Genomic DNA, 12,434 nt, shown 5'->3' on the forward strand with positions numbered 1-12,434 from the left:
ATCGGTTCAGCATGGGTGCATTCATATGGACTTTTTGGCGAGTCCGTGCAAATTATAAAGATTTAGCACGGTTCTCCTCGATTCTATCTTGGTCTGATTTCGTTGAATTTGCTCTCACTTCATGGACGATCGATTTCGATATGACTCCAGATACTGTCTGATTCGCTTCTCAACACCGCGATCCACCGGACGATAGTACGTGGGGTTTTGCATTCCCTCAGGAAAGTAATTCTCATCCGCAGCAAATCCATCGGGTTCATCGTGTGCGTAGCGATAACCATCGCCGTACCCAAGTCCTTTCATCAGCTGCGTAGGTGCGTTGCGCAAATGCATTGGAACATCCAGATGGCTATGTCTGTCTGCGTCCTTGGACGCATCGTTAAACGCCTTGTATGACGCGTTGCTCTTTGGACTGCAAGCGAGGTAAATCACCGCTTGGGCAATCGACAGCTCGCCTTCCGGAGTTCCCAGACGTTGATAGGCATCCCAGGCATTGAGTGCAATATTCAGTGCGTTCGGGTCAGCGTTTCCAATGTCCTCACTTGCAATCCTTACGATGCGTCTGGCAATGTAGAGTGGATCGCATCCGCCCCTGAGCATTCTTGTCAGCCAATACAGACTGGCATCGGGGTCTGAACCCCTGATGGACTTATGCAACGCTGAAATCAGTTCGTAGTAGACATCACCGCGCTTATCGAATCTCGCGATCGGCTGACCAACGATTTCGGCTGCAAGCGACGCAGTTACTGTAGCGTTCCCGTCACCTTGGACCATACTGACGGCGAGTTCGATGAAGTTAATCGCACGCCGCGCATCTCCGCCGGCAGATTCCGAAAATATGGCGCTGGCCTCCTCAGAAAGCGAAAACGATGCGGGCAGTACATCAGTGGCTGCTGACAGGCATCTTGCGATCACTTTGCGAATGTCATCGGGGTGCAGCGGTTTGAACACATAAACTTTCAGTCTGGAAAGCAGTGCGCTGTTCAGTTCGAAACTGGGATTTTCAGTGGTCGCGCCGATGAAAGTGACATCGCCGCGCTCAACATGAGGAAGGAAAACATCCTGCTGGGACTTATTGAACCGATGGACTTCGTCAACAAAAAGGACTGTCGCTTGCCCTTGCGCCTTCGCTTCTTTGCCTTGCCTGGTCGCTTCTCGGATCTCCTTGATCCCGCTGTCGACACCGGAGATTGTCAGTAACTGTGCGTTCAGTGATCTTGAAATGATTCTAGCCAGCGTTGTCTTGCCACTTCCCGGCGGTCCCCATAGAACCAAAGAGTGGGGTATCTTCGATCTGATTGCGATTCCTAACGGTTTATCGGCTGCCAGCAGGTCATCCTGACCGATAATGTCTTCGAGTGTTTCAGGTCGCATCCTTTCGGCAAGCGGTGTAAGCAGAGGATGATCGCTGATTGACTTGTCGGTTGGCTTACTCACTCCTTTCAGTGTGATGTCTGTTCATCGGTCTTATTCGCGGGCATCAATCAAGTCAACATCGTCCGGCAACTCAAATTGAAACGTCGCCTCATCGAATTGCTGATTGGTGATGGAATCATAAAACTGCAATCGAGTGGTATTTCCCAGATTTTCCAATATTTGGATAATGCTCAGGGAGCGTGAGTCAAAGCCAAGATGCATCGATTGAAACTGTCCGGATTCCGCGTCCTTGGGTTTGAGCGATACCCAGGCAATCTCCCCTTGAACACCCCTGTCCTCAACAATATAGAACTCTTCCACGTTGTCCATTCCAGCCAGAATTTCGGCTGCACTGCGATTGACCACCTCGGAAAATTGACGAACTGTCGTCTGTTGAAGATCCGGATCATAAATCCAGACATCTATACCGTCTCCAACAATCGTCTGGGCAAACGGCTCAAAGTACTCCCAGCGAAACCGATCAGGGCGATTCATCCACATCAATCCTGTCGTCTCCTCAACCACATGCAACCCTTCATCCAGGATCAGTTGATGAAACTCGGCAAAGTAAGTTGTTGTCTGACTGAAAAACTTATTGAAACGATCTGTCGATTCAGAGCCGAAGGCCGAACTCCAGACAGCTCCCAGCACGAAGGCTGTCACAAAGAAATAGGATCTGGGTATGTTCCGCTTCACGTCAGTCATTGGGAGGCGGGACAAGAACCTCACGCTTTCCGCCAGCCTGGACAGGTCCAACCACGCCAGCCCCTTCCATGGTTTCAATCATCCTGGCTGCGCGGTTATAACCGATACGCAAGTGTCGCTGCACAGAGGATATGGTCGGGCGCCTGGATCTTATTACAAAATCTACAGCTTTATCGTAGAGCTCATCATCTTCCCCGTGGGCAGCGCTCGAACCGCTAAAGTCGTCCATGCTTTCGGTGTCATTGATCGCAGCTGTCACCTGTTCGTCATAATTGGTTTTTTGGGCATACTTGACAGTGTCCACAACCCTTTTGACCTCGTCATCGGAAACGAACGCTCCGTGAACACGCATCATGGACGCACTGCCAGGCGGCAAAAAAAGCATATCACCCGCACCGAGAAGATTCTCTGCACCGGCCTGATCTAGAATCGTTCTGGAATCGGCATTGGACGCCACCTTGAACCCTATTCTCGTCGGAATATTCGCTTTCAGCACGCCCCTGATGACGTCAGTCGAAGGTCGCTGAGTAGCAACAATCATGTGAATCCCGGCTGCTCGTGCTCTCTGTGCGATACGGATGATCAGTTCTTCAGCCTTCTTCCCCATCACCATGATTAGATCTGACAGTTCATCAATGACGAAAACGATATAGGGAAGCGGTTTGAGAGTTGGTGCCGTTTGAGGATCCGAATCCAAAGGGTCTGGGATTGGTTTGTTGGATTTACGGATCGTTTCGTTCAGATTCTCCAGATTTCTGACCTCCATTGCCGCCATCAACTGGAAGCGACGTTCCATTTCTGCGATACACCAGCGAAGCGCCTTTTCTGTCTTGTTCATATCTGTTATCACGGGTGCGAGAAGATGTGGAATATCCTCGTAGATGGAGAACTCAAGCATTTTCGGGTCAATCATCAAAAGCCTTAGGTTTTCCGGAGTTGACTTGAAGAGAAAACTGAGCAGAATCGCATTCAGGCAAACTGACTTTCCTGCTCCGGTGGTACCGGCTATGAGCAAATGAGGCATCATTGCAAGATTGGACAGTACGGTCGCTCCTCTGATGTCCTTGCCGAGAATAATCGTCAGCGGATGATCTGAATTCTTGTATTCGTCAGATTCCAGACTATCGATAAGGCGTACCAATTCCCGTGTTTTGTTCGGCACTTCAATACCGACGTGAGAACTTCCAGGAATGTTTTCGACAACCCTCACACTCTGTACGGTCAAGACTCTCGCGAGGTCAGCGGACAATCCGACAATCTGACTTGCTTTTGTACCCGCTGCGGGCTCGATTTCAAACTGTGTGATCACGGGTCCAGGGTATGCTTTACGCACTTCTACAACCACATTGAAGTCATTCAGCATGGACTCTATCCTGCGGCCCATTTCGATGATCTCCTGCTCCGAATATGCGTTGCTGTATTTGTTTGACGGGTCCAGTAAGGCGGTTGTCGGAAAAACCGGCTTTGAGGTTTCAGTATCCTCGGGCTGCACTGGGGTGGGCGTACTCGCCGCAGGTCGCTGACTTTCTGTGTTCTGACTTGTCAGTGTTGGAGTTTGAACACTGGACGTGTTCCCCCTTCGATTGCCATCAATTGGCACGATCTTCGGTTCCACCCGTGTTGATGTTCGGGCTGCCGCGGTGCCAGGCCTGGCCCGTGGTTTTGCCTTTAATCCGCGATCATCATCACCTGGCGTTTCAGATACGGTTTTTTGGGGATGCTGTTTCCTTGGCTTGGCAGCTTTCTCTTTAGAAACTTCTGTTGCTGCATCCGCCGGCAATGACGACTTTTTTCGAAACGGCGCCAGAAATAGAAATCTACATGTTGCCAGAAAACCATGTCCAGTTGCATTCAGGATGTGATTCCAGGGGATGATGCCAATTGCAGCCGTGCCCAATACGAAAAGCCCAATGAACAATAAGGAGACCAATCTTCTGTCCGGACCGATGAGACCTGTTGCACTGCGTGTTGCCTCAAACCCAAGAATTCCTCCCGAAAAATAATTCGGAGTGGTAGCAGGAAAGTACAGATGTTCGAGTCCGCAACCTCCAATCATGGCAAGGATTATGCCGACGAAAAACAGGATTGAGACCAGAATCGGACTATTGCTTGTTTTTGTCCATCGTCTTGTGTAGTTCCAACCGAATTGTGCGATACAAAGTGGTATGAACGCTGAGAAGAAACCAAACGTAAAAATGCCCAGATCGGCAATATGGGCACCGACGGTGCCGCCGATATTGATCGGGCTTGCATTGCTGGGAAGAACATTGCTGTTATTCCATCCCGGATCATCAGATGAATAAGTGAAAAAAACCGCGAAAAGGACGATTGCGAGCGCCCATACCAGACAAAGTATGAGAATCTCGGTTCCGTGTTTGGCTACGGATTGTCTGCTTTTTGCAAGCACAGTAAATATTGGGTCGGTTTTGAGCGAAAAAGAATGGACGGAAATTCTTGTCTGTTCGACCAGGGTCTTGCCCGAAGTCGTAAGGTAGATGATTCAATTATATTCAGTTTGTACAACATGAATATCTCGGAATGCAGCCGAGTCTTTGTCTCAGATTCCTATCCAGTCCCTAAAATTAAGGCAGAGCCAGGGGCGAGAATAGACGGATGAGTGTCGCCGAATTTGGTGAACCCTTATGTTTCGACCGACTTGCCTTGTCCGGGTTTGTTCTATAATTTACCGAAGGAGAAACCAGACTCGCCCACCCCGCCTGAATGGAATTCGGGTTCGAATCCTGAATCGAAATCACATGGATTTGCTAAACGAATTACGCCGTAATCATTAATTCACCAATGACAAAAGAAAACTCAACCAAGCACTGTAAACTCTTAATTCTAGGCTCCGGACCCGCAGGATATACGGCTGCGGTCTACGCAGCGCGATCGAATCTGTCGCCGGTTCTTATAACCGGTATCGAGAAAGGCGGTCAGTTGTCAAAGACGACAGATGTCGACAATTGGCCAGGGGACGACAATGGCGTGCAGGGTCCCGATCTGATGGAACGCATGTTCAATCATGCCGAACGATTTGACACGGACATCATCAACGATCACATCAATTCAGCTGACCTGAGTAATCGTCCCTATCGACTCACAGGAGATCAGGGCAGCTATACATGTGATGCCCTGATTATTTCTACTGGGGCCTCAGCCCGATATCTTGGACTGGAATCCGAGTCCAGGTTCATGGGCAGAGGCGTGTCAGCCTGTGCGACATGCGATGGTTTCTTTTACAGAAATCAAAATGTTGCAGTGGTTGGCGGTGGCAATACTGCAGTGGAGGAAGCACTGTATCTGTCAAACATCGCATCTTCGGTGATTTTGATCCATCGGCGTGACAAACTTCGGGCTGAGGCGATTCTCGCCGACAGACTGTTAAGTCGTTCGACCGAAAATGGAGGGAACATCAAAGTACTATGGGACCACGTCGTTGCTGAAATGCTCGGTGATGAGTCAGGCCTCACGGGATTGAGAGTCGAACATGTGCAAACCGGTGATCAGCGCACAATAGATGTTCATGGCGTATTCATTGCAATCGGTCACGATCCGAACACCGAGTTATTTGCCGGTCAGCTTGAGATGAAGGACGGCTATATTGTCACCGCCGGCGGACAGGATGGCGGTGCGACAACGACCAATGTTCCAGGTATTTTTGCGGCCGGCGATGTCAGTGACCATGTATACAGGCAGGCGGTCACCTCGGCTGGAACCGGGTGCATGGCCGCCCTGGATGCCCAGAAGTACCTGGAGTCATAACCGTACACCGGTCGGTCAGTTCAGTGAAAACCAAAATTGACAGTTTCCGGGATGCGATGGACTCTATTGAAGTGGATCCGATCAAAACAAGTGGAAAAGTTGAACACGCCAAAGTCAAGGTCCCGCCAGACAACAAAAATACCCTTGAAGACGAGACCAGGGTTTTGGAGGAGTCCATGTCTGAGAACCCTGATTATTCCAGCATCCAGAGGGAGCCTGATGAGGAACTCTGTAAGGATGGCTTGTCACGGCGGGATTACGTCCGATTGAAACAAGGCAAGTTCGCGCGCCAAAATGAAACCTTCATCCGGGGCTACACAGTCGCCAAAGCAAACGGGATTGTGGAAAAATTTCTTCAGGATTCAATCAATTCAGGATATCGCTGTGTAAAGATCGTTCACGGCAAGGGGCTCAATTCGCCAGACGGAGTCTCCAAGTTAAAGTTGCGCACACAGCGCTTACTGACACTCAACAAATTTGTTCTTGCCTACTGCAACGCACTTCCTGCAGATGGCGGTTCCGGCGCTAAATATGTTTTACTGAAAAAAAGGAGATAACCAATTCGCCGAACCCGGCTGAGAGAGATACATTGCAGCGAACAATATGAACTCAGTCGGTTGCACTGAGCAGCGCTACCACCGCCCACGCCGCAAGTCCTTCCTTACGACCGATAAATCCGAGATTCTCTGTCGTTGTTGCCTTGATGTTGACGCGATCTGAACCAATCTCAAGATCGGCTGCGATATTGATTCTCATTTGCTCGACATACGGACGGATTCTTGGCTCCTGCGTCACAATCGTCACGTCGATATTCCCTATTGAAAAATCATGTTCCCTGATCAATCGATAGACTGAAGTGAGAAAGACCCGGCTATCCTGGTCTTTGTGTTCAGGGTCAGTATCCGGAAACTGACCGCCAATATCACCCAGGCCCGCTCCTCCGAGCATTGCATCGACAATTGCATGTAAAACGGCATCCGCATCGGAGTGACCCGCCAATCCTGCTTCGTGAGGAATTGACACGCCGCCCAGTATGAGCGGCCGTCCGGCGGCAAATTCATGCACGTCAAATCCGAATCCTATTCTCGTGTACACGGTGGCGCTCCAATGGGCAACAGTTACTGGCGATCAATCAATTCAAAGTCCAGCATTGCCTGTGCCAGTCTCATGTCTTCGGGGGTGGTGATCTTGATGTTGGCCGCGCGGCCCGGAACCAGGCGCGGATGATGTCCCATCCTTTCCATTGCCTGCGCTTCATCCGTTACTTCCACACCGGTTTTGATTGAATCTTCCAGCGCATTTCCCAATGCACCCAACCTGAACATCTGGGGGGTCTGCGCCCGGAAAAGCTCACCACGCGGCATTGTCTTGTCAATTCTGCCGGAAGACTCGACTTTTATCGTGTCAAATATAGGTTGACTCAGTATTCCACCGTTGTCGTCATCGCCGACCTGCTGAATCAGGTCTGTTATCTCTGCCGATGACAGGAACGGCCGATTGCAGTCATGGACCAGTACCCAATCGTCAACTGAACAACCCTGTCCAAGCATATGGCGGATTCCATTCAGCACTGTTTCACTCCTTGAACTGCCGCCTGGGTAGATGCCCAAAACTTTCTCATGAATTGACGCGACCCAGTCGCTGTACTGATTATCCGCAGAAAGCCCAATGTAAACCCCTTGCAAGGCCTGATGTCCGGCAACTGTCCGAACTGTCCATTCAATGAGTTTGCAGTCGCCCAGCTGCATGAATTGTTTCGGCGTTTCACAATTCATTCTCATGCCGGTTCCAGCGGCTGGTATCACACCCCAATATTTAGTCAAACTGTTGCGACTCCATGCCGTGTCTGATGTGTACGTTGTCAGGCAATCTCTTGAACCTTGGAATTCTAGCGGCTCGAATCCAAATTCCGCGAATTGGAACTCCCGCTGCCAACCTCCTGCTGCAACCTATTTTATTTCAACAGACGATTACTGATTGCGAGGATATATCGTTCGCAATAAAATGAGTCCGATAGCAACGCAGCTGGGTTGTCGTCTCTCAAAAGTTAGCGGATTCGCCAGGATGCCCGACACCGCACCAGAAACGACAATGCTTGAGCGACGTTCAAATAAAATATCATTTTGCTACTGCGGGATATATGCATTGCCCTCAATTGATCCTTGGTTTATGAGTTCAAGTTTGGCTTTTGGCTGTCCATGATCATCCTGAAAGATAAATTCAGTCAAACCGGCATCCTGCTCAGCTGAAAGTTAACCTGCCTTTTGCTCACGCGTAATATTTCGAGAATATCGCTCGCTCAGTCCATGGTCGAAAATCCGACTCATTCACCATTTGATGCACGGATCGAACCGAAGCTCAAATCATTTGAGACCTGGAAAGGATTGCATGGAAGTGCAGTTGCGCTCGCAATCGCGACATTTGCGAGCAAGCACGATGGTCCCACGGTGGTACTTGCGGCCAACAGCCGGGAAGCGGATCTTCTAACGGAAGCGCTGACATTCTATGGTTCAGAGGAAAAAGCCGTATCAGTCCACCTTTTTCCCAGCTGGGAGTGTCTGCCCTACGACACTTTCAGTCCACATCCGGACATCTTGTCGGAACGGATCGGACTGCTTTCTCAACTTCCCTTCATCAATCAGGGAATTGTGGTGGTGTCGGCTGATAATGTCTTGCAAAAACTGCCCCCGGTCGACTACATCACCTTGAATTCGATGGTCTTGGAAATCGGGCAGTCAATCGACACGGAAAAATTTCGTCAGCACCTGATCCAATGCTCATACCATAGCGTGGAACAGGTTCAATCTCCGGGAGAGTTCGTCTATCGCGGAGGAATCATCGATGTATTCCCCATGGGTTCGGATGAGCCCGTTAGAATTGAGCTGTTCGACACGGAAATCGAGACGCTCCGATTCTTTTCCGTCGACGACCAGCTGTCTTTACGGAAAGTCGATCGCGTCAGGATTCGTCCAGGAAACGAGATCCCAATGGATCAGAAGTCAATTCAACGGTTTCGTCAGAACTTCCGACAATTGTTTGACGCTGATCCAAGAGAAAATGAGGTCTACGGTCTGATTGACTCACAGAATGTTCCGAATGGCGCTGAATTCTATCTGCCACTGTTTTTTGAAAGCACGTCGCTGATCTTGGATTACATTCCACAGTCCGCGATATGTTTCATCACCGAGGACTTCATGATCTCGGTGGAGAAATTTTGGAAGTTTGCGCAGGAACGATTCAACCTGGCACTTGACAATGCTGCCTTTCTTCCAGTTCCAGCACCAATGGTGTTCTGCTCTCCTGAGCAGCTCAATCAACAACTCAACACGTTGCAAGTTGTGCGTATTGACAATACCGAGACAGCACCTGATCGTGTATTCAATTCCAGACCACCCGAACGGATATCGCAAAGCGGACATTTCACTAAGTTTGAGCAATCGCTCGCCCATACGTTGCATCAAACTGATTCCAGGACCCTGTTCACACTGGATGACTCCGGCCAACGTGAAATCGTCGAAAACGCACTTAGGATCGCTGGTCTCGAATATTTCCGCGCTGAGAGCTGGAGCGAGTTTCTTGCGGCATCCGACCAGTTCGCTACGTCGTTGGCGCATCTTGATGCCGGACTTGTTTTGCCGAGCGAACGAATCCAGGTTCTCACCGGCAGTGAGCTTTTGGGGTATCGCGGTCAGACCCGCAAACAGACTGATCGCAAAAGGAATCCGGAAAGCATTATCAATTCGATGCAGGAACTCAAAGTCGGAGAACCGGTAGTGCACGAGCTGTACGGGATAGGACTGTACCAGGGACTGGTCACGATGCCGGTCACCGAGCATCCTTCTGAATTCCTGAAAATCAACTATCTCGGGGACGAGGCACTATATGTCTCAGTGCACAATATTGACTGTATCAGTCGATATCTTGGCGGAAATCCAGACGACATACAACTCCACTCACTGAGTTCCAAATCGTGGCATGCATCAAAACGCAAGGCTCGCGAGCAGGCCTTCGATGTCGCAGCGGAACTTTTGTCAATCCAATCGCTGAGAGACATAAGGAAAGGCAACAACATGTTGTTGCCGCAGCCCGAGTATCAGGAATTCGTTTCCAGATTCCAGTACTCAGAGACACCGGATCAGAAGCAGGCAATTGAATCCGTCTTGGATGACCTCGCATCAGACCGGCCCATGGACAGGCTGGTCTGCGGAGATGTAGGCTTTGGCAAGACAGAGGTTGCCCTGCGCGCCGCACTCGTAGCAGCGGCCAATGGGTATCAGGTCGCTGTCGTTGTCCCGACCAGACCGCTCGCACAGCAGCATTACGATGTTTTTCTTGATCGCTTTTCGGACATGGGGGTTCAGATTCAGTTACTCTCCAATATGCAACGAGAATCCGAGGTCCACAATACTGTGGCAAGCCTGAAGCTGGGAGTTATTGATATTGTGATCGGCACCCACCGGTTGCTGCAGTCCGATATCAATTTCAAGAACCTGGGGCTGGTTATTATCGATGAGGAACACCGATTCGGAGTCCGACAAAAGGAGTCCTTGAAGAAACTGCGCGCGGATGTGGATATCCTGACCCTGACGGCAACTCCAATTCCTCGCACCTTGAGCATGGCCCTGAACAAGATTCGGGACATATCCATCATTTCCACACCGCCTGACAACCGACTCAGTGTCAGGACGTTCGTAAGAAACTGGAATTCGGAACTCGTCAGGGAGGCCTGTATGCGGGAACTTCGAAGGGGAGGACAGATATTCTACGTATTCAACGATGTAAGGGCGATTCGTTCGGTGACGGAAGAGATCAGACGGATCGTTCCCGAGGCCAGAATTGACTTTGCCCATGGTCAAATGTCCAAGATGCGTCTGGATCAAGTGATGAAGGACTTTTACATGCGTAAGTTTGATCTTCTGGTCTGCACCACAATCATTGAAAGTGGGATAGATATCGCAACGGCAAATACGATCATCATCGACCGGGCGTATAAATTCGGATTGGCCCAATTGCATCAATTGAGGGGCCGAGTCGGACGATCACACCATCAAGCATACGCGTATTTACTGGTTCCCAGTACTGAATCGCTTCGTAGCAACGCACGGCGAAGATTGGAGGCAATTGAATCTTTTGACAAACTGGGAGTGGGATACATCATTGCAACACATGATCTGGAAATCAGGGGTGCCGGTACCCTGTTGGGAGATGCCCAAAGCGGTGTTGTGAATCAGATTGGATATTCAATTTATGCAAGGTATCTGAATGACGCCATCGGTGAACTTGACAGCACTGATCAGGGGAAGACTTCTGACGTCGAACTGCCATTGAACAACCATGATGTGGAAATCGATCTGCACGTACCCGCGCTGATCCCCGAAATCTGGATACGGAACGTCAATCATCGTCTGATGCTATACAGAAAAATTGCAACTGCCAAAAACGAACACGAACTCACACAAATCAAATCTGAAATGCGAGATAGATACGGACGGCTGCCCGAAGAAGTCAATTTACTGTTCACTGTCAACGCATTGAAATTGAAAGTAGTTGAGCTGGGCATGATTCGGCTGAAAATACACCGACGAAGCGGTCATATTGTTTTTGGTGGAAATCACCGTGCCAGCGTCGTTGCGATCAGAAGTCTGATCAGTGACTATCCGGGTACGGTCCGGCGGGTCGATTCCGAATCCAAACTGGAATTCACACACAGGCTCAATTCGGCTGAAGATAGAATCGAAAGAGCCTTTTTCATCGTCGATACACTCTGTCTTGCGCCGGAACTCTCCAGCACTCAGTGACATCGGTACTCGACCCCGATGGTTATGCGTTATTGATCTCCAAAAGATAACAATATGTCAATTTGAGATAAATCATGCGAGCTCAAGCTCTTCATATGGCGGGCAGTCAAGAGGTTGAGCAGCAAGTTCCTCTTCAAAGCCGAAGTTTCTCATATCCGTGACACGCAACGGATACAGAATGCCATCAAGATGATCACATTCATGTTGCACGACCCGCGCATGAAAGCCGGATACGGTACGGTCGACTCTCTCACCTCTCTCGTTCAAGCCTGTATAGTGGACATTTGCATGTCTGGAAACCAATCCACGCAATCCAGGCACACTGAGACAACCTTCCCAGCCTTGCTCAAATTCTTCGTCCAACGGTGTGATCGAAGGGTTGATCAAGATCGTAAACGGAACGGATTCAGCGTGAGGATAACGAGGATTGTGATCGACGCCAAAAATAACAATCCTCTTCATGACTCCGATCTGTGGGGCTGCAAGCCCGGCACCATCCGCATCGTTCATGGTCTCGATCATGTCCTCAATGATGCCGCCAAGCTGAGGGATCTCAGCGGGCAGCACGGGACTCGACACCTGAAGCAATTGAGGATCGCCCATCTTTAGAATTCGTCTAATCGCCATAACCAGTAATTCGCGTGATTTTTTGGCAATTATATCAATCCAAGTCGGGAGAATGATTTGGCAGTCGCCACGAGGCGTTTTCGTTGGAGCGTAATTCTGATGCACTGCATAGCGATTATCCCATCA

9 protein-coding genes are annotated in these 12,434 nt (G+C 49.8%); 3 read left to right on the plus strand and 6 right to left on the minus strand.

Annotated elements, in window-relative coordinates; all coding sequences use genetic code 11:
- Nucleotides 1–114: 114 nt before the first annotated feature.
- From OXI60_03410 to OXI60_03420, 3 genes are read right to left on the minus strand one after another with little or no spacing between them, the layout of a single operon-like run.
- Nucleotides 115–1,437 (minus strand): replication-associated recombination protein A, encoded by a 1,323-nt coding sequence (locus tag OXI60_03410; protein MDE0308866.1) that lies wholly within the window; start codon nt 1,435–1,437, stop codon nt 115–117.
- A 30-nt stretch (nt 1,438–1,467) separates the two neighbouring features.
- Nucleotides 1,468–2,112, minus strand: a complete 645-nt coding sequence (gene lolA, locus OXI60_03415) for an outer membrane lipoprotein chaperone LolA (protein ID MDE0308867.1) — start codon at nt 2,110–2,112, stop codon at nt 1,468–1,470.
- A 1-nt stretch (nt 2,113) separates the two neighbouring features.
- Nucleotides 2,114–4,528 (minus strand): DNA translocase FtsK 4TM domain-containing protein, encoded by a 2,415-nt coding sequence (locus OXI60_03420; protein ID MDE0308868.1) that lies wholly within the window; start codon nt 4,526–4,528, stop codon nt 2,114–2,116.
- Between the two features lie 392 nt (nt 4,529–4,920).
- On the opposite strand from OXI60_03420, the gene trxB reads away from it, so the two are divergent.
- Entirely contained in the window at nt 4,921–5,883 is a 963-nt protein-coding gene (gene trxB, locus OXI60_03425; GenBank protein ID MDE0308869.1) for a thioredoxin-disulfide reductase, read from the plus strand.
- Between the two features lie 23 nt (nt 5,884–5,906).
- Nucleotides 5,907–6,440, plus strand: a complete 534-nt coding sequence (locus tag OXI60_03430; GenBank protein ID MDE0308870.1) for a Smr/MutS family protein — start codon at nt 5,907–5,909, stop codon at nt 6,438–6,440.
- A gap of 52 nt (nt 6,441–6,492) precedes the next feature.
- Here the strand turns inward: OXI60_03430 and ispF are convergent, their stop codons facing one another.
- Complete coding sequence (gene ispF / locus OXI60_03435; GenBank protein ID MDE0308871.1) at nt 6,493–6,978, minus strand: 2-C-methyl-D-erythritol 2,4-cyclodiphosphate synthase; 486 nt, start codon at nt 6,976–6,978, stop codon at nt 6,493–6,495.
- Nucleotides 6,979–7,001: 23 nt separating this feature from the next.
- On the minus strand, nt 7,002–7,706 hold the full coding sequence (gene ispD, locus OXI60_03440; protein ID MDE0308872.1) for a 2-C-methyl-D-erythritol 4-phosphate cytidylyltransferase: 705 nt from the start codon (nt 7,704–7,706) through the stop codon (nt 7,002–7,004).
- A gap of 483 nt (nt 7,707–8,189) precedes the next feature.
- Here ispD and mfd point away from each other — a divergent pair, with 483 nt between their 5' ends.
- Complete coding sequence (gene mfd / locus OXI60_03445) at nt 8,190–11,681, plus strand: transcription-repair coupling factor (GenBank protein ID MDE0308873.1); 3,492 nt, start codon at nt 8,190–8,192, stop codon at nt 11,679–11,681.
- A gap of 72 nt (nt 11,682–11,753) precedes the next feature.
- On the opposite strand, the gene def is transcribed toward mfd, so the two are convergent.
- Complete coding sequence (def, locus tag OXI60_03450) at nt 11,754–12,308, minus strand: peptide deformylase (protein ID MDE0308874.1); 555 nt, start codon at nt 12,306–12,308, stop codon at nt 11,754–11,756.
- Nucleotides 12,309–12,434: the final 126 nt, after the last annotated feature.

The organism is Acidiferrobacterales bacterium, from assembly GCA_028820695.1.
GTDB lineage: Bacteria > Pseudomonadota > Gammaproteobacteria > Arenicellales > JAJDZL01 > JAJDZL01.

What these genes read in the sequence shown, in the direction of transcription:
- trxB (MDE0308869.1), top strand. Translation starts at nt 4,921, where the DNA reads ATGACAAAAGAAAACTCAACCAAGCACTGTAAACTCTTAATTCTAGGC.
- mfd (MDE0308873.1), top strand. Translation starts at nt 8,190, where the DNA reads ATGGTCGAAAATCCGACTCATTCACCATTTGATGCACGGATCGAACCG.
- def (MDE0308874.1), bottom strand. Translation starts at nt 12,308, where the DNA reads ATGGCGATTAGACGAATTCTAAAGATGGGCGATCCTCAATTGCTTCAG.